The sequence below is a fragment of the Clostridium aquiflavi genome (assembly GCF_031344075.1).
GTDB lineage: Bacteria > Bacillota > Clostridia > Clostridiales > Clostridiaceae > Clostridium > Clostridium aquiflavi.
The window spans coordinates 1-19,416 of the sequence record NZ_JAVJAN010000048.1; the positions used below are offsets into that span (position 1 = coordinate 1).

General features: G+C 27.0%; 18 protein-coding genes. 13 read left to right on the plus strand and 5 right to left on the minus strand.

Translation table 11 applies throughout. The annotated features are described in order from the left end of the window. Window positions 1-286 precede the first annotated feature (286 nt). Both RGC78_RS14300 and RGC78_RS14305 read left to right on the plus strand, forming a co-directional pair. Window positions 287-1,624 carry an MATE family efflux transporter gene (locus RGC78_RS14300; protein ID WP_252226735.1) on the plus strand — a complete coding sequence of 446 codons (1,338 nt, stop codon included), beginning with the start codon at window positions 287-289 and terminating at the stop codon, window positions 1,622-1,624. Window positions 1,625-1,742: 118 nt separating this feature from the next. Further along, on the plus strand, window positions 1,743-2,390 hold the full coding sequence (locus RGC78_RS14305) for a DedA family protein (protein WP_252226733.1): 648 nt from the start codon (window positions 1,743-1,745) through the stop codon (window positions 2,388-2,390). Window positions 2,391-2,428: 38 nt separating this feature from the next. On the opposite strand, the gene RGC78_RS14310 is transcribed toward RGC78_RS14305, so the two are convergent. Then, entirely contained in the window at window positions 2,429-3,382 is a 954-nt protein-coding gene (locus tag RGC78_RS14310; RefSeq protein ID WP_252226731.1) for an acyltransferase family protein, read from the minus strand. Between the two features lie 217 nt (window positions 3,383-3,599). Here RGC78_RS14310 and RGC78_RS14315 point away from each other — a divergent pair, with 217 nt between their 5' ends. Next, window positions 3,600-3,938 carry an arsenate reductase family protein gene (locus tag RGC78_RS14315; RefSeq protein ID WP_252213089.1) on the plus strand — a complete coding sequence of 113 codons (339 nt, stop codon included), beginning with the start codon at window positions 3,600-3,602 and terminating at the stop codon, window positions 3,936-3,938. 121 nt (window positions 3,939-4,059) lie between these two features. On the opposite strand, the gene RGC78_RS14320 is transcribed toward RGC78_RS14315, so the two are convergent. Together RGC78_RS14320 and RGC78_RS14325 are read right to left on the minus strand one after the other, a co-directional pair. After that, window positions 4,060-4,659, minus strand: coding sequence for a flavin reductase family protein (locus RGC78_RS14320; protein ID WP_252213090.1), 600 nt, complete (start codon window positions 4,657-4,659; stop codon window positions 4,060-4,062). Between the two features lie 60 nt (window positions 4,660-4,719). Then, on the minus strand, window positions 4,720-5,997 hold the full coding sequence (locus RGC78_RS14325) for a D-alanyl-D-alanine carboxypeptidase family protein (RefSeq protein ID WP_252226728.1): 1,278 nt from the start codon (window positions 5,995-5,997) through the stop codon (window positions 4,720-4,722). A gap of 225 nt (window positions 5,998-6,222) precedes the next feature. On the opposite strand from RGC78_RS14325, the gene RGC78_RS14330 reads away from it, so the two are divergent. Continuing rightward, complete coding sequence (locus RGC78_RS14330; protein ID WP_252213094.1) at window positions 6,223-6,969, plus strand: polysaccharide deacetylase family protein; 747 nt, start codon at window positions 6,223-6,225, stop codon at window positions 6,967-6,969. 71 nt (window positions 6,970-7,040) lie between these two features. On the opposite strand, the gene RGC78_RS14335 is transcribed toward RGC78_RS14330, so the two are convergent. Both RGC78_RS14335 and RGC78_RS14340 read right to left on the minus strand, forming a co-directional pair. Then, complete coding sequence (locus RGC78_RS14335; protein WP_252213096.1) at window positions 7,041-7,772, minus strand: type 1 glutamine amidotransferase; 732 nt, start codon at window positions 7,770-7,772, stop codon at window positions 7,041-7,043. A gap of 18 nt (window positions 7,773-7,790) precedes the next feature. Next, a complete protein-coding gene (locus tag RGC78_RS14340; RefSeq protein ID WP_252213535.1) occupies window positions 7,791-9,152 on the minus strand; it encodes a MurT ligase domain-containing protein in 1,362 nt (453 codons plus the stop codon). Window positions 9,153-9,347: 195 nt separating this feature from the next. Between RGC78_RS14340 and RGC78_RS14345 the strand changes: the two genes are divergently transcribed. From RGC78_RS14345 to RGC78_RS14385, 9 genes are all read left to right on the plus strand, one after another. Further along, complete coding sequence (locus RGC78_RS14345) at window positions 9,348-11,117, plus strand: tetratricopeptide repeat protein (protein ID WP_252226725.1); 1,770 nt, start codon at window positions 9,348-9,350, stop codon at window positions 11,115-11,117. A 101-nt stretch (window positions 11,118-11,218) separates the two neighbouring features. Next, on the plus strand, window positions 11,219-12,346 hold the full coding sequence (locus RGC78_RS14350) for a hypothetical protein (protein ID WP_309556855.1): 1,128 nt from the start codon (window positions 11,219-11,221) through the stop codon (window positions 12,344-12,346). Window positions 12,347-12,412: 66 nt separating this feature from the next. Next, window positions 12,413-13,270, plus strand: a complete 858-nt coding sequence (locus RGC78_RS14355) for an undecaprenyl-diphosphate phosphatase (protein ID WP_252213100.1) — start codon at window positions 12,413-12,415, stop codon at window positions 13,268-13,270. 605 nt (window positions 13,271-13,875) lie between these two features. Next, the gene (pyrB, locus tag RGC78_RS14360; protein WP_252213101.1) at window positions 13,876-14,799 is read left to right on the plus strand and encodes an aspartate carbamoyltransferase; all 924 of its coding nucleotides are present in this window, start codon (window positions 13,876-13,878) and stop codon (window positions 14,797-14,799) included. Window position 14,800: 1 nt separating this feature from the next. Further along, window positions 14,801-15,232 carry an aspartate carbamoyltransferase regulatory subunit gene (locus tag RGC78_RS14365; protein ID WP_252213102.1) on the plus strand — a complete coding sequence of 144 codons (432 nt, stop codon included), beginning with the start codon at window positions 14,801-14,803 and terminating at the stop codon, window positions 15,230-15,232. A gap of 22 nt (window positions 15,233-15,254) precedes the next feature. Beyond that, window positions 15,255-16,451: a dihydroorotase gene (locus RGC78_RS14370; protein WP_252226720.1), complete on the plus strand. Its 1,197-nt coding sequence runs from the start codon at window positions 15,255-15,257 to the stop codon at window positions 16,449-16,451. Between the two features lie 256 nt (window positions 16,452-16,707). Then, entirely contained in the window at window positions 16,708-17,580 is an 873-nt protein-coding gene (gene pyrF, locus RGC78_RS14375) for an orotidine-5'-phosphate decarboxylase (protein ID WP_252226718.1), read from the plus strand. A gap of 11 nt (window positions 17,581-17,591) precedes the next feature. Next, window positions 17,592-18,335 carry a dihydroorotate dehydrogenase electron transfer subunit gene (locus RGC78_RS14380; RefSeq protein WP_252226716.1) on the plus strand — a complete coding sequence of 248 codons (744 nt, stop codon included), beginning with the start codon at window positions 17,592-17,594 and terminating at the stop codon, window positions 18,333-18,335. 21 nt (window positions 18,336-18,356) lie between these two features. Continuing rightward, window positions 18,357-19,253 carry a dihydroorotate dehydrogenase gene (locus tag RGC78_RS14385; RefSeq protein WP_309556856.1) on the plus strand — a complete coding sequence of 299 codons (897 nt, stop codon included), beginning with the start codon at window positions 18,357-18,359 and terminating at the stop codon, window positions 19,251-19,253. Window positions 19,254-19,416 lie beyond the last annotated feature (163 nt).

Consider the following 19,416-nt stretch of genomic DNA (forward strand, 5'->3'; position numbering starts at 1 on the left):
TATAGTCCCATTTTAGCTTGCTCCCAATATAAAATTGAGACAAGCAGTAAATGTGACAATACTCATTAAGGATTCTCAAAGTCAAATTACAATGCCACTTTATTATTGTATATATCAACACACATTTAAAATAGAATCAAATTTTAACAGGGAGAAGTCATAAATTAAGAACGTAAAAAATAATATAAACCAAATTCTAAAGTGTAGATTACAATTTGCTTAAAGAGTTGAAAAACCATATTAAAAGAAAATGTATAATCCTAAAAATTATGAAAGAAGGGTTTTAATGATAAAAGATATGACTAAGGGGAACCCTGGAAAGATAGTGTTTTTATTTGCCATTCCTATGGTTATTGGAAATGTATTTCAGCAATTTTATAATATTATAGATTCAGTAGTTGTAGGAAACTTTATAGGAGCTAATGCATTAGCAGCTGTAGGAGCTTCTTATCCTATTATATTTTTGTTTATAGCAGTTGCAACTGGAGCTAGCATTGGATGTTCTGTTGTAATATCACAGATGTTTGGAGCAAAGCAAATAGGGAATATGAAGACAGCAATATATACATCAATTATTTCGATAATAATATTTAGTACAATACTAATGATAATAGGAGTAATTACAAGTAATTCTGTATTAAGAATTTTAAAAACACCATTGAACATATTAACAGATGCTGATAGCTATATGAAAGTATATATGATGGGAGTAGTTTTTTTATTTGTTTATAATATTAATACTGGAGCATTTAATGCTTTAGGTAATTCTAAAATACCATTATGTTTTTTAATCTTTTCATCTATTTTAAATGTAGGGTTAGACTTATTATTTGTAGTAAAGTTTAATATGGGAGTAATAGGTGCAGCATATGCAACTTTAATTTCTCAAGGGGTTTCTGCAATATTATCATTAATATATCTTTTGATAAAGGTTAAAAGAATAGAAGTACATGAAGAATATAAAATATTTGATATTAAGATATTGAAAAAAACATGTAAAATAGCTATCCCATCAATAATACAACAGGCAATAGTATCAATAGGAAATTTGTTTGTTCAAGCCTTAGTTAATACTTATGGAGTTGTAACTATTGCTGCATATACGTCAGCTACCAGAATAGATTCTATAATTATTATGCCAATGGTTAATATAAGTAGTGCAGTATCGACATTTACAGCTCAAAATATTGGTGCTGATTTAATAGATCGTGTAAAAGATGGATACAAAGCTGCAATAAAGATGATAGGGATATTTTGTTTTATAATTGCAATCTTGTTGCATGTATATGCAGAAAATATAATAGGAATGTTTGTTGATTCAAGTCTTAATAAAGAAGCTATTAGTATAGGGGTGGAGTACATTACAGTAGTTTCAATTTTTTATGTACTTATGGGACTTATGGTAACAACAAATGGAGTACTTAGGGGAGCAGGAGATATTAAAGTATTTATGGTAAGTACATTATGCAATTTATCATTAAGGGTAATAGCAGCATATACTTTATCATATTTTATTGGCCAAAAAGCAATATGGTGGGCAATACCTTTAGGATGGATATTAGCATCAACAATATCGGTATTTAGATATAAGAGTGAAAAGTGGAAAAATGCTAAAATAGTGTAATTTTTATTACATTAAATTTATGTTAAATATAGAAATGAAGATTGAAAGCTTGAAGCTGGATGCTATATAATCATATGTAATAAAATAATAATTAAATTACAGAAATAAGGAGTACAATATGGAAAACGTAAGTCAAATAGTAGATGTATTTATACATATGAATAAATATATTGGAATGATAATTAATAATTATGGAATGCAAACTTATTTAATTTTGTTTATTGTAATATTTTGTGAAACAGGGTTGGTTGTAACCCCATTTTTACCAGGGGACTCATTAATATTTGCAGCAGCAACTTTTGCAGCAATGGGAGCTTTAAATATTTATGTTTTAGTAATATTATTAATATTTGCAGCGATATTAGGTGATACAGTGAATTATGAGATTGGAAGGCTATTTGGAAATAAGTTAATAAAAAGCAACATAGTTAAAAGAGCTCACATAGAAAAGACTAATAAATTTTATGAAAAGCATGGCATGAAAACTATAATGTTTGCAAGATTTATTCCTATAGTACGTACCATTGCTCCTTTTGTAGCTGGAATTGGAAAAATGAATTATAAAGATTTTATTTTATTCAATGTTGTTGGTGGAAATTTATGGGTATTGATATTGTCTATATGTGGATATTTCTTTGGAAATATTAGATTTGTCAGAAATAACTTATCACTTATTTTAATAGGAATGATAATTATATCTGTTTTACCAGCATTAATTGTATTTATAAATGAAAAACGAAAAAACTCATTAGTTAAAAAAGTATAAAATAGTGGCTATCTTAAAATATTAAGATAGCCACTATTTTATACTTTAGATTTAATTTTATTTTTAATATTTAAATACCAATATGTAATTAAGCATAAAATTACAATTAAAAGTAATTCTGATACGATAATTTGTAATGGTGTATCAATTTTAAATAACCTAAACTTCACCATTAATTGTATTATAGCGGCATGCGATAGATATAGATATAATGAATTTTTACCAATCCAAGATATTGAAGTCTTCTTTGATGTACATATACTAAAAATAACTCCTAAAATTGAAAAAGCTCCTATATAATGAAGGACTCTTATAAACAGGGGATATGTAGAAGTGTCATAATAAAAAGTGTAGTTTGTATATTCAAATAACAGTTCCACAGAAGTTTCATCTTTAAGTACATATAAAATTCCTAATGATAATAAACTTATCAAAATAAATTTCCACAAATGTTTTTTTACAATTCCTAGATGTTTTTTTTCAAAACCTAATCCTGCTATAAAAAATGGTAAGAAAAATATAATTCTGGAAGCACTAGCTTGTGCAGTAAAACTTACGTCAAGCCCAAGAATTAAAGAAATTACTATGCTAATAGGCAAAGCAGTTCTACAATTTTTTATATAATCTGAGATTACATAAAAAGCTGTTAATGCAAATAAGTACCATAAAGTCCAATTAGGACGCAAATATTCAATTCTTAAACCATAATTTTGAAATACAATGATACTAAGTAAATAATAAAAAGTCTGCGCATAAAAATATATTTTGAATGTATCAAGTACTTTTTGTTGTGTTGTTCTTTTGCTTTTTTTACAAAAATATCCTGATATAAAAGTTAACGCTGGCATATGAAACATATAAAGAAAAAGGATAAAGTAATGAGGATCTATACATGTAGGACTTACATATTCAAGTGAGTTACCAATTATAACACAAATTAAAAAGAAGCCTCTTAAATTATCAAAATAACTGTCCCTATTTTTAACTTCCAATAATTCTCTCCCTTCAGTAACTAATCATAGGATATTATAAGATATAAAGAAATATAATGCAATATTTTGTAATACTATAAGTACTACAATAAATACATATATTCATTTTATAATTTAGTTTTTAAATAAAAATTCAGCATATTTGTTCTTGATTTAAAATAAAAGTAGAGTTAAATTAGTATAATCAATATATATAATTAAATTTAGGAGAGTTGTAATGAATATACAAATATTTGGAACTAAAAAATGTTTTGATACAAAGAAGGCAGAAAGATATTTTAAAGAAAGAAGAATTAATTTTCAATTTATTGACTTAAATGAGAAGGGAATAAGTAAGGGTGAACTTAATAGTGTTTTAAATTCAGTATCTGTTAATGATTTAATAAATTCAAAATCTAAAGATTATAATAAATTGAATTTGAATAATATAAGAAGTGCTGAAATAAAAAAAGAAATTGTTTTAAAAAATCCTAAAGTGATGAATACTCCAATTGTAAGAAATGGTAAATGTGCTACAGTAGGATATACACCTGATATATGGAATGCATGGGAATAAATAATAGTAGTTGTTTATTTAAGTGAGATGCTGTGATATATGCATAAGAAAAGCTAGATAGCACATAAACAATAAAGCTTATATGATTTTATTCTTATCATATAAGCTTTATTTATAAGTATTATTTAGATTTTTTTCTTGCCTTTTTTTTAGTATTTTTCTTCATAACAGAATATCCAAATGAGCCTAAAGGATTTGAATTGACTTCAAAATATTCTCCATGATTATAACAAATTAAGTTCGCTTTATTAAAACCAATTTTACCATTTTCGTCTAATAAGTTCTCATCTACTTTAACATTAAGTACTTCCAGTAAGAATAAATCATGAGTACCTAATGGTGTGATAGATTTTAACTTACATTCTAATGCAAATGGAGCATCTTCTAATGAAGGTGTATTTACTTTTACTCCTTCATTTAATTTTAAATTAAGATTTTTAATCTTATCTTCTTTTTTACCCGATCTAACACCACAATAATCTACTATTTTTACCATTTGCTTATTAGGTAAATTAATAACACATTCCTCAGATTCTTTTATATAATCATAAGATAATCGTTCAGGTCTTACCCCCATTGCAAGTATAGGTTCTTTTGTACATACTGTACTTATCCAACCAACAGTAAATACATTTACTTTACCTTCTTTATTTTTAGAGGTAACAAGAACTACAGGCGTGGGATTTAACATCACACTACCTTTAAAATTTAATTTATTCATTTTTTTCACCTTTTATATAAATAAAATTTTTAAAACAATGTTTGTAATAAAGAATTATTATTAATATCTTCTTTTGTAACGTCTTTTTCTATTATTTTTAGCCATATTTTTTATAAGAACTATTAATGTGATTATTATTATAGCAATTACCAAAACTGTTGAATACAATAATATATTATCTTTTAATATTTTTCCTAAAGATATATTTATAATACCTTGAACTTCTTCAGTATGATTTCTAGTTGAATAAGTTAAGTTTGTATTTTTATTAAATGCTAACTTCCAAGCGCTAGTATTTGAAGCATTATAAGTTATTAAAGATTCAGCATCATTAATATCATTCTTATAATACATAACATCCTGACTTAAAACTATTGGTACAGTAATTGTTTTTGTAGGTCCAAAGAAACCAAAAGATTTATATTGTAAATCAGTAGTTCCAACTTCTTCATCTGATTTTTTATAAACTTCTTTATTAGCAGAATAACTATAATCAATAATAGAATCCATATCATTGAATTTAGTCATATCAACATTATCGAGTTGTCTACTTTTTAAAACAACACCTATTATTTTTCTGCCATCTTTTTCATATACAGCAGCTAAACAACCACCAGCAGCATTAGTTAATCCAGTTTTACCAGCAATGTTTCCATTTTTACCTAATCCTAAATTTCTATTTTCTAATATAATTCTAGAACCATTTATATCTATAGGAGCTTCTTTTAAAGTCATAGTTTCTCTTTCCCATGGATTTTCAAAAGCTGCTTTAGTTATTAAAGATAAATCATAAGCGGTTGTATAATGATTTGGATCATGAAGTCCGTTAGCAGTAATAAAATTACTATTATTAGCTCCAAGTTCCTTTGCTTTTTTATTCATTAATTCTGAAAATGCTTCTGAACTACCAGCAACATTATCTGCAATCATATATGCAGTATCATTTCCAGAGAAAAGCAATAATCCTTTCATGACATCATCAGCAAGCATTTTATCTCCAACTTGCATTCTGTTACCCATATAATTTATGTTTAATGAATATTCAGGTTGTTCTTTAGCTGATTTAGTAAATGAAAGTTCAGAATTTTTTTCGAACTTTTCAGCTAATAATAAACCTGTTAATAATTTAGTAGTACTTGCAGGATACCTTTTACTATCAGCATCTTTAGTATAAATTATTTCACCTGTTTCATAATCCATAGTTAAAGCTGATTCAGCTTGAATACTAGGTGAAGTTTGTTTAGTATTTTCAGTTGCATAACTTTTTACTGAAAAAGGAGCAAATAGTGAAATAGTAATAGTTAATGCAAGTGTTTTTAAGATTAAATTTCTTTTCAAGTAAAATCTCCCCATCTCTATTTAGTAATATTTAAACCAACATAAGTATATCATTTATGATATTTAATAACAATAAAATACAAGACATAATATAAGAATTTTTATAAATAAATCCATGAAAAATGCTTATTTCAACATAGTATTTTAATATTTACCTATAACTTACACCTATAAATTTTGTTTTTTAGAACAAACTATATATATGTTAAGAAAGGGGTGGAAGATATGAAAAAATATTTTAAATTTCTAATATTATCTATTATTATAATTTTTTCGGTTTTTAATACGTATAGGGTTAATGCATTAGATCAAACTTCAAGAAAAATAGTCTATTTAACATTTGATGATGGTCCATCTCCTAATAATACTGAAAATATATTACAAATATTAAATGAAAACAATGTAAGAGCTACTTTTTGTGTAGTTGGTTCTAATGCTTTAAGATATAAGGAGATTTTAAAACAATTAAACGAATATAATATGGGGATTATACCTCATTGTAATAATCATCAGTATAAAGAGTTATATTCATCAACTGAGTATTATATAAATGATCTTAATGAATGTACCAGAATTATAAATGACGTTACTGGTGGAAATAGAAGTTTCAGGTTTGTAAGAATGCCAGGTGGTTCAGATAATACTGTGAGCAATTATCAAACTTTGCAAAATATAAAAAGTGAATTAAGAAAAAGAGGAATGGATTATATAGATTGGAGTATAGATTCAGGGGATACTTGTGCAGCTATGGTACCTGAAGAACAAATAACAAGTAATATTGAAAATCAAGCTGGTATTAATAATATAGAAGTTATTTTAATGCATGATTTAGAAAATAAGGTAACAACCACTAGTGCACTTCAAGATATTATAATTAAATATAAAAGTTTAGGATATGAATTTAAAACCTTTGATGAAATGGAAGAATGGGAAGTTCAATATTTAATAGGCAAACATGTAATAGATAAGTGATTTAAATATATAATTAAAAACGAGCTAATATCAGTATACATTTTGATATTAGCTCATCTTTAATAAAGTAATTAAGAATTTGTATTTAGTTTTTTCTGAATTGATTTTTTGGCGTTTATTTCAAAATCGTCGTCTAAAATATCTAAGGCAATTTCATTTCCATACTTATTTCTTAATGCTAGAGTTAAAAGTTTATCAGCAAATTCTGGATTTTTAGATAAGAATGATCCATGAAAGTATGAACAAAAAGTGTTTTTATATATACAACCTTCATATCCATCTTCACCATTATTGCCATATCCATGAACGCATTTGCCAAGTGGAGTATGATCATTTATATAAGTTCTACCAGAATGATTTTCAAAACCAACATAAGTTTGATTAAATACTTCATTATATATTTCAGTATTGCCTATAAATCTTGTATCTCCACCTTCAGTATGAATATTTAGTATTCCCAATCCATTGATCTTTTCACCATTTGGAGCAGTGTAATATTTACCTAATAATTGATAACCGCCACATATTGCTAATAGGACTTTTTCTTCTTCAATATAAGAAGTTAAAGAATCTTTTTTTATAGTATTTAAATCTTCAGATACTATTGATTGTTCATAATCTTGACCGCCACCAAAGAATATAATATCTATTTCATCTTTGTTTAGAGTATCATTTATAGAAGAATTAATAATGTTTACTTTTATTCCTCTTTCTTCTGCTCTGTGTTTTAAAATTAGCACATTACCTACATCCCCATATACATTTAATAAATCAGGATATAAGTGACAAATATTTAATTCCAAAGTATTACCTCCTTTAAATTACCATAGTTTTTTAATGTAACCTTTTGAATGAAGGTATTTTCGATAATTTATCATAGCAGTATAAGTTGCTAGAATATATACCTTGTTAGAAGATGAATCATTTTGTATAGATTCAGTTAGTTTTTCATAATCTTCTTCTAATATAAAGTTATCTTTATTAAGACCAGCAATTTTTAATCTTACCGCCATATCATACATTCTTGTTCCTGAAATAAAAATATTTTTTATTGGAAGAGTAGATATTTTTTCAAAATTAACATCCCATATCCAAGAAATATCTCTTCCATCAGCATAATTATCATTTAATAAAAATGTAGCTGAAAAGTCATTTTTATTAAGACATAAAGTATCGAGTGCTTGATTGTAACCAGCTGGATTCTTAACTAATATTATTTCAACCTGTTTACTACCAATAGCAATTTGCTCTTGTCTACCAAAACTTGAATTTTGATTTTGTAGAGAGTTCACTATTACATCATCGTTAATTCCTAGCTCTTTTGATATTGCGTAGGCACATAATGCATTGTAAATATTATAAGCTCCTGATTGACTTATTAAGATATCAGTATCATTAATAAGAACAGACGAATTTTCTGGGTTTAAATCAAATATTTTATTAACAGCATAACTTAGCGTTGGTCTTTTATATCCGCATTCTGTACAATAAAAGTCTCCTAGATGATTATAAGTTACAAAATTATAAGAGTATCTTGTCTTACAAACTTTACAGAATTTTGAGTCTGCATTTATATCAATAGAATGATTTTCATTTATAGGAGTATTAAAACCATAATAAATCATTGGATTCTTTAGGTTTAATTTGCCAAGTAAAGATTCATCACCATTTAAAATTAATTTTGAGTCAGGAACTTTAACTATACCTTCTAAAATTTTGTTAAGTGTTGTGTAAACTTCACCATATCTATCTAATTGATCTCTAAATAAGTTTGTTACTGTTATTATTTCAGGAGAAATATGCTCAGTTATAAATTTAACATTAGCTTCATCAACTTCAATTACAGCATATCTATTTTTAGGTTTATTAAAAAACTTATAATTCGATATAAAACAAGCTGTAATACCAGGATATAAATTAGCACCTGTATTATTAGTTATGACATCAAATCCATTTTCTTTTAGTATATTTGTTATCATACTTGTAGTCGTAGTTTTTCCATTAGTACCAGTTACAAGTATTATCTTATAGCCATCACTAACTTTTTTTAAAATATTTTTATCGATTTTCAGTGCTATTTTACCAGGGAAAGTACTCCCACCTTTTATTAGATGTTTTGAAAGAAATGCTATGCATTTAGCTGAAATTATACTTAAAATAGACTTAATATTTATTGTAGTCACCACCTAATTATTTTATTTAATAATATAAGATTTTATCATAAATTACTAAAAACAAATATAAGTATAGCACAAAAATTTTATATGCCAAATAATTTTACATTTTTGAATATATCAATAAATGTAGATTTTTGTACAAAGGTTTGTTAAAATATAAAGAAAGTGTAAACGTACTAGAAATATGTAAGGAGTGTACATATGGAAAACACAAATAAAAATTCTTTTCTACAAAAGATATTTTGTACATATAAAAAGATTTCTGAGTCTAATAAATACTTTACTTCTATAATTACAATGATTTTAACATTAGTAACTGCATTTGGTATTGTAGTTGCAGTAAAAAGTTTAATGCCAAGTGAAGAAAAGGTGTCAATAGCAACTAATCCAGCAGAAGAGGCTTTCTTTAATGGAAATTATAATTTAGCTATTGAAGAATATTTAAAGTTGCAAGCTGATATGCCTTGGCCAGAGTATAATATGAAAGTTGCGGAAATTTACTCTATAAAGGGTGATTATGTAAAATCAAATGAATTAATTAGTAAAGTGTATGAATCAAGAAACAAAATTATAGATACAAATAATAGAGAAGAGTTAAAAGAAAAAGATAAGAAAATTACTAATGAAATAGTGTTAACAAGTTTTATGAATGGTGAAAATAAAAAAGCTTTAGAATATGGAGAATTATTCTTAAAAGATAATCCTACATATAAAGAGTTGGCAAATACGATGTTTACAGTTTATATTAGTAATAACAATACGGAAAAAGCAAAAGGAATTTTAGAAAATTATGATACTTCAGACAGTGTAAAAGATCTTATAGTTACTTCAAGAATGAATGTTTTAATTGGAAATTGGGAAAATGGGTTAAAACTATTAAAAGATGCATGTGATAAAAATGAAGATGCATTGACGATTTTTAATGGAATAAAACAATTATCACTATATGATAAGGGCAAATTAATAAGTGAAGTTTCTAAATTACAAAGTAAATACAAAAATGATAATATCTATAAAATATGGCTTGCAGAAATATATTCATTAGATATGAATACTGCTTCAAAGAGTATAGACATAATTAATAAGATTAAAAATGAAAAGCTTAGTGAAACAGAAATGTTTAATATTAACTTTATAGAATATACAGCATATAAAAATATGGATGATAGTAAAATGGCTGTTAATTGTTTAAAAGAAATGACAAATGGTAATGAAGAGTCATATATTGATTGGTACATATTATCTTTATATAATTATGAAGCAGGAAGATATACAGAAGCATTTGAAAATGCTAAAAAATCTATATTATTAAATAGAGACTATCCTAATATATATGGAGTATTGATTCCTAATATTATAGTAAAAGAGTATAAAGTAGAAGATGGAAAATTTGAAAGTATCATGTCTTACTTTAGAACTGCTTTAGAAATAGATTTATTTAATCCAGAAGTTTTGGTAAACACAGCAAAATATTATCAAGATATAGTTAAGGATTCAAATAAAGCTTTAGAATACTATGAAATTGCGTCTAAAATAGATCCGAAAAATGCAGAAATATATTATAATTCAGCTTTAATTAAAATAAGCAATCAGAGAGAAGATGAAGGTATAAAGCTTTTAAATAAGAGTATTGAATTAGATACTAGTAATGCAAAGTATTATAGAACTTTAGGTAGTGTTTATTTAAATAAAGGTAAAAATGAAAAAGCTATAAATGCTATAAGGTCTGCTTATGCTATTGATGAAAATGACATAATAAATTTAAATAATGCAGGATATTATTACATATGTATTGAAGGTGACATAGATAGAGCATTAGTTAACTTTAAAGCAGCTTATAATGAAATAAATGAAAATACTGACGGTAAAATAAAAGAAATAATAACTGAAAACTATAATAGAGTTAAAACATATAAAAAAGATAATAGTAGTGGACTAACTATTTCTCAATTTAAATTAATAGAATATTAATATGATAATGTTATAAATCAGGGAGTTAATTCCCTGATTTATAACATTAAGCATGTTTAAGATACGATTTTAATATGACGAGATTAAAAGGGGATGAATTTGTGAGCAAAAAAATTAAAAATAGATTTATAGGAATTTTAGTATTTTTAATTTGTATAATTTTATTTTTTGTACATTTTTCTAAAATAAATCAAGTTAAAGAATTTGAAGTTTTAACTTGGGATAATTATTATAATGAAAATAATATTACTTTTTTTTATGACGATGAAAATAATGAAAAGATTAAATCTTTAGATAGTACATATAAAGTTAAGGAATTATTAAATGAATCTAATGAAGAAATAGATAAAGTGTTAAAAAGTATTGATATTTTAAATTCAATTTGCCAATATGATGATATAGATGATTTAAATCAGAAATCAGCATATGATATTTTAAAAAATTTAGGTGGAAGAAAAAAAGTATCTGCTAAAGATATGGCAATAATAGAGCGTGACTTATTAGCTTCATATGGTTTTAAAAGTAGAGTGGGAGTTTATAGAATGAAAGATGCTGCTTTTGAACCTAAATACAATTATTATGTTATAGAATATTGGAGCAATGAGAATAATAAATGGGTAATGATAGATCCATTAGATAGAGGTTACTTTAGAGAAAGAGACACCTTATTATCTGCAACAGAAGTGATGAATAAGGAATTTAATCCATTATTTTATGTGGGAAAAACTAAAGAAAAAGAATATAAAAAGAATTTTAAAAAGTATTTGGATTCATATAGCATACAAATAGATAATACTGTAAAAAACAACAAAAGTAATACCTTAATAACATATATAAAAAATGAAAAAGCTTTAGAAATTAAATTTAAAGATAAGTTTGCTCCACCAACAATTTTTACACAAGATACAAAGCTTTTTGAAAAGAGTCCCGAAGACAATAGAGTAGGACAAGATGAAAAAGCATATCTAATCTTAATGGAAAAGCAAGATTTAGTTAAAATTACTGATAATAATCAAGGCAAAGAACAAAACAAAAATAGTATATTTATGATTTTAGGTGCATTTAAAGATGGAAAAATTATGGATGAATATTATTTAAGTACTAATAATTCTGATTATGAGAAAATTAAAAAATATAAAGAAGTTGAGATACCTAAAGGTGAAACAGAATTAAATTTATCTATAGATGGGATAAATTCAATAAGTAAAATAATTTTAAGGAAAAATTAATAATATATAACATAATAAGTATTATAATTTAAAATGGAAACTTATTAGAAAGAGAGTGATAAAAGAATGGGATTAGACTTTTTATTCATATTCAAAGCAATTATTGTAGCAATAGTTGAAGGTCTTACTGAATTTGTTCCAGTATCATCAACAGGACATATGATACTTGCATCAGATTTAATCAATTTCCAAGGGGAATTTGTTAAGATGTTTGAAGTTGTAATACAATTAGGCGCAATACTTGCAGTAGTAGTATTATACTGGAAAAAGATAAAAGATAGTGTTATTGAATTCTTCACATACATTTTTACAGGTGGAAAAAAAGGTGAAGTCGGATTCAAATTTGGAATAAATGTTTTAATAGGATCAATACCAGCAGGTGTAGTTGGAATATTATATTATAGTAAAATAAAAAGCTTATTTAAACCTCAAGCAGTAGTTGTAGGATTTATAGTTGGTGGTATTTTATTAATAGTAATAGAAAATATATTTAGAAAAAAAAGACACTCTGTTAAAAACATAGATAGAATAACTCCAATGCAATCTATAAAGGTTGGATTATTTCAAGTTTTATCAATGTGGCCTGGAATGTCAAGAAGTGCTTCTACAATCATGGGTGGTTGGGTAGCTGGTCTTTCAACACCGATAGCAGCAGAATTCTCATTCTTTTTAGCAATTCCAGCAATGGTTGGATCATCAGCTAAAGATCTTTTTGAATTTGATTTTGCACTTATGAATGCGACTAATTGGGTTGCTTTAATAGTGGGATTCATAGTAGCATTTATAGTTTCATTAGTAGTAATGGAAGGTTTTGTTGCTTACCTAAAGAAAAAACCTATGAGAGTATTTGCAATATACAGAATAATTGCAGGTATAGTATTTGCAATACTTATGTATAAAGGAATAGTAACACCACATCTATAAAAGAATATAAATAGTAAATATAAAAATAAATATATTAAAGAGAAATTGTACTCATTGAATAATTTAAATATTTAATGGTGCAATTTTTTTTGTTTTTGTACAATAATCTAAGAGCAAATATTAGTTTTAGCTATTTTGTTCTTTGAAATAATGCATAAATATGAAACAAATAAGAACAATAAAAAGGAAAGTAAGAAACAAGGATTCTTTGAAATAATGTATAGATAATAAACTTATTAAGGTTTATATTTTTACTATAAAATAGAAACTCGTTAAGGCAAATTTTCTTCTTGACATGATATAAAATAAATGTTATTCTTACACAAAGAATAACCTTTAATTTGATCCAGAGAGATCAGCAAGGAAGTTATATAATACCATATTTACAGGATTATTATGCCTTCCTTCACGCGTGAAGAAGGCTTTTTTTATACAATTAATTATATGCAAATGTAATTGGTTATTTAAAATAATTAAGGGTATAAAATTAAATTTAGTAAATTAATTAAATCTATGAAATATGGCACTATCTAAAAGACTTTTAGATCGCTTTGGTATAACTTTTTATAAGTTTTTCTGCATACTTAAAAAGGAGTGATATCAATATGATAAAAGACAAACATTTAATAGACCCAATGGATTTTACAGTAGAAGAATTAAAAGAAATTTTTAAATTAGCACATGAAATAATTTTAGATCCAGAAAAGTTTTCTCATGTCTGTGATGGGAAAATATTAGCAACCTTATTTTACGAGCCAAGTACAAGAACTAGATTTAGTTTTGAAGCAGCTATGATGAGACTTGGTGGGAAAATACTTGGCTTTTCTGAGCCAAATTCATCATCAACATCAAAGGGTGAAACTTTATCTGACACAATCAAAATGGTGTCAATTTATACTGATATAATAGCAATGAGGCATCCTAAAGAAGGATCAGCTAAAGTAGCAAGTCTTTATTCAAGTGTTCCAATCATTAATGCAGGAGATGGTGGTCATCAACATCCAACTCAAACTCTTACTGATTTATTAACAATAGAAATGCTTAAGAAAGGTTTAAATAGACATACTATTGGTATATGTGGTGATTTAAAATATGGAAGAACAGTTCATTCGTTAATAAAAGCAATGTCTAGATATGAAGGCAACAAATTTTTACTTATCTCCCCAAAAGAATTAAGAATACCAGATTATATAAGAGAAGAAATACTTAGAAAAAATAATATTGAGTTTTTAGAAGTAGAAACATTAGAGGAGATCATAGATAAAGTTGATATATTATATATGACTAGAATACAAAAAGAGAGGTTCTTCAATGAAGAAGAATACTTAAGACTTAGAGATAGTTATATATTAAATAAAGAAAAAATGAATCTAGCAAAAGACGATATGATAGTTATGCATCCTCTGCCAAGAGTAAATGAAATTGCATGTGAAGTTGATTATGATAAAAGAGCAGCATACTTTAAACAGGCTGAATACGGAATGTATGCAAGAATGGCATTAATGGCTAAACTTTTGGGGGTGTTATAAGATGTTAGAAATTACAAGCTTAAAAAACGGATTAGTTATAGATCATATTGAAGCAGGAATGGGAATAAAAATATTTAACTATTTAGGACTAGATAACAGTAATTGCAGTGTTGCTTTAATAATAAATGCAAAAAGTGAATTGTTAGGAAAGAAGGACATAATAAAGATAGAAAACTGTAGAGAGTTAGATTATACAATATTAGGATTACTTTCTCCAAGTATAACTATAAATGAAGTTGAAAATGAGGAGATAGTAGGTAAGATAAAACCTACATTACCAAAGAAAGTAACCAATATATTAAAGTGCAAAAATTCAAGGTGTATAACTCAATATGAAAAGTATGTGGCACACTCTTTTGTACTATTAGATAAGGAAAAGGGCACTTATAGGTGTGAATATTGTGATGAAATAACAAAATTATCTGAAGTGTAATAAGTGTAAGGGAGTGAGCTTGGTGGAACTTTTAATTAAAAATGCAAGAATTATAGATGCGATTCAAGATTTTTATGGTGATATTTATATAAAAGATGGATTGATAAGTGAAATTGCGAAGGAAATAAATAAAGACAATGTTGAGACTCTTAGTTGCGAAGGAAAGATATTAATGCCTGCCTTTATTGATACACATGCTCATTTTAGAGATCCAGGTCTTACATGGAAAGAGGATTTAGAGAGTGGATCAAAAGCAGCATTAAAAGGTGGTTACACAGGTGTATGTTTGATGGCAAATACAAAGCCTATATGTTCATCTAAAGAGGTAGTGCAGTATGTTAGAGATAAATCAAAAGACTTAGATTTAATTGATATACATCAATGCATTTCAGTAACTCAGAATTTTGATGGAAAAACTTTAGATCATTTAAACGAATTTAGAGATGATAATGAAGTTAAAGCAATTTCAGATGATGGAGTTGGAGTATCAAATTCTAATACTATGCTTGAGGCAATGAAAATTGCAAAAGAAAATAACTGGGTGCTTATGTCACATGCTGAAAGCCCAGAGTTTTCTAAAAGTGATATGAGAATAGCTGAAAATATGATGACCATTAGAGATGTGGAACTTGCTAAGATAACAGGAGCACATTTACATATGTGTCATGTTAGTACTAAAGAAGCATTAAAATATATTATTGATGCTAAGAATGAAGGTGCAAATATTACATTAGAAGTAACACCACATCATATATCCTTAACTAAGGAAATAAATGATTATAGAGTTAATCCACCGATAAGAGAAAAAGAAGATGTAGATGCAATTATAAAAGCAATTAAGATGGGAAATATTGATACAATAGGAACGGACCATGCACCACATACATTAGAAGAAAAATCTAAGGGATCTCCAGGAATGGTTGGATTAGAGACAGCTTTTCCAATATGTTATACAAAGCTGGTTAGAGAAAATGAGATTTCATTAAATGAATTAAGCAAACTTATGTCACTTAATCCAGCTCAGTTATTAGGAATGAATAAGGGGAAAATTAGTATAGGGGTAGAGGCGGATCTAGTTTTAATAGATATAGATAAAAAAATAAAGGTAGATTCCAAAGAATTTGCATCAAAAGGTAGAAATACACCATTTGAAGGTATGGAGTATTATGGAGAAGTGTTTACTACAATAAAGGGTGGAAAAATTAAATATAAGAAGTAAAAAATATATATGTTTTAGTAGCATGTTTATATATGCATAAGCAAAGTGGACTGAGTAATTGAACTTAGGAATGCTAAAATGATTATAGTCCCATTTTAGCTTGTTCCCAATATAAAATTGTGACACGCAGTAAATGTGACAATACTCATTAAGTATTCTCAAAGTCCAATTACAATGCCACTTTACACTATTGCATATATAAACATATATTAACAATACAATAATTTTTAATATATAAATTTGGAGGAGAGTTGCTATGATGATTAATATAATGGATAAGCTATATGAGAGAGTTGAAAAAAGAGGTGTTGTATGTGTTGGATTAGATACATCTTTAGAGTATATTCCAGAGCATATAAGAAATGGAAAAACACCAAGTGAAGCTATATTTGAATTTAATAAACAAATTATAGATGCTACATATGATGTTGCAGCATGCTTTAAGGTACAAATAGCTTATTATGAAGCTTTAGGCTTAGAAGGATTATTAGCTTATAAGAAAACATTAGAATATCTAAGAAAAAAAGATGAAATCATAATAGCTGATATAAAAAGAGGCGATATAGCAGCTACTGCCCAAATGTATGCAAAGGCTCATTTTGAAGGAGACTTTGAAGCAGATTTTATTACACTAAATCCTTATATGGGAATGGACAGTATAAAACCGTATGTTCAATATTTAGTAAACGGAAAAAAAGGTGCATTTACATTAGTTAGAACATCAAATGAGGGAGCAGAAGATATTGAGTATTTAGATACAACTACAGGAAATAAAGTATATCATGTAGTTGGCGATAAGCTTATGAAAATGGGCGAAAATATGATTTCAAAATGTGGCTATCATCCATTAGGAGGCGTAATTGGATGTACTCATGTTGAAGAAGGAAAAGAATTAAGAAAAAGATTTAACTCAATGTTCTTCTTAATACCTGGATATGGAGCTCAAGGCGGAAAAGCAGAAGATGTAGCAATGTATTTAAATAATGGAAATGGTGGAGTTGTGAATTCATCAAGAGGAATATTACTTGCTTATAAAAAACAAAACAGGGAAATGGAATTTGCATTATGTGCAAGAGAAGAAGTTATAAAAATGAGAGATGAAATAAAAAGAGCTGTAGAGGATTTATAAGGGGTGGTAAAATGAGTATAAATTATAAGAAATCAAAGGTACTTTCAAATAAAAAAGTAGTTGATAATATATATAAGATGGTGTGTGAAGATGATAATGCCATAAGAGCAGGACAATTTTATATGCTTAAGCTTGAAGGTCAAACCTTACTTCCAAGACCCATAAGCATATGCGAAAAAGATGATAATAAAATAACTTTTATGTATGCAGTAGTAGGAAAAGGAACAGAAGAATTTGCAAAACTTCAAGAGGGGGATTACATAAATCTTACAGGTCCATTAGGAAATGGATTTGACTTAGATGAATACTTAGGAAAAGTTGCAATTGTTTCTGGGGGAATTGGAACAGCACCTATGGTTGAAGTTTGTAAAGTGCTTAGAAGAAATAATAAATATGGGCTTATAGATGTTTATGCAGGATTTAGAGATGACATATATTTAATAGATGAATTATCTAAATATGCTAACAAAGTAGAAGTAACAACTAATACAGGAAAGCATGGTCATAAAGGCTTTGTTACGGATATATTAAAGCCAGAGGAATATGATATTGTGCTATGTTGTGGTCCTGAAATTATGATGAAAAAGGTTGTTGAGATGTGTAAAGAAAAGAAGGTTAAAGTTTACGTTTCAATGGAAAAACACATGGCATGTGGTGTAGGAGCTTGTTTAGTATGTACTTGCAAAACTAAAGGTGGAAATAAGAGAACGTGTAAAGACGGTCCAGTATTTGATGGATATTATGTGGAATTATAAATCAGAGGGGAGAATGAAGTTATGTTAAAGGTGAATATAAATGGTGTAGAATTTAAAAATCCAGTTATAGCGGCTTCAGGAACTTTTGGTTTTGGTGCAGAATATAACAATTTTTATGATGTAGGGATGTTAGGCGGAATATCATCCAAAGGATTAACACTTAATGTTAAAGAAGGTAATGAAGGAATTAGGGTATTTGAAACTCCATCTGGAATGATGAATTCTGTAGGATTACAAAATCCAGGAATAGAAGGATTTATAAAAAATGAATTGCCTAAAATGCAAGAACTAAATACTAACATTTTAGCTAATGTTGGTGGAGGGTGTTTTGAAGATTATGCAGAAGCTATTGAAAAATTAAATAATACTGAAGTAAATATCATTGAATTAAATATATCATGTCCAAATGTAAAATGTGGTGGAATGGCATATGGAATTAAGTCTCAGGTAGCTTATGAATTTGTAAAAGAAATAAAGAAAATTTGCAAAAAACCTCTTATGGTTAAATTATCACCCAATGCCGAAAATATAGTTGAAATGGCAGCAAAATGTGAAGAAGCAGGAGCAGATTCATTAAGCTTAATAAATACATTAAAAGGTTTAGCAATAGATCCATATAAAAGAAAGCCAATATTTAATAATGTATATGCAGGACTTTCAGGCCCCGCAGTGAAACCAGTAGCATTAAGAATGGTTCATGAAGTAAGCAAAGCAGTTAGTATACCAGTAATAGGACTTGGTGGAATATCTAATGGAATAGATGCAATAGAGTTTATGATGGCAGGTGCAAGAGCGATTCAAATAGGAACAATAAATTTTGTAAATCCTATGGCAGGAAAAGAAATCATAGAAGAGATGGAAGCTTTCTGTAAAGAACAAGGCGTAAAAGATATAAATGAAATTGTTGGTGTAATTTAAATGGCTGTTAATATTAAAATATATAGTTTGATGAACAAAGAAATTTAATTATTTAAGATATATTGTTTTTAGATGTGTTTATATATGCAATAGGTAAAGTGGCATTGTAATTGGACTTTGAGAATCCTTAATGAGTATTGTCACATTTACTGCTTGTCTCAAT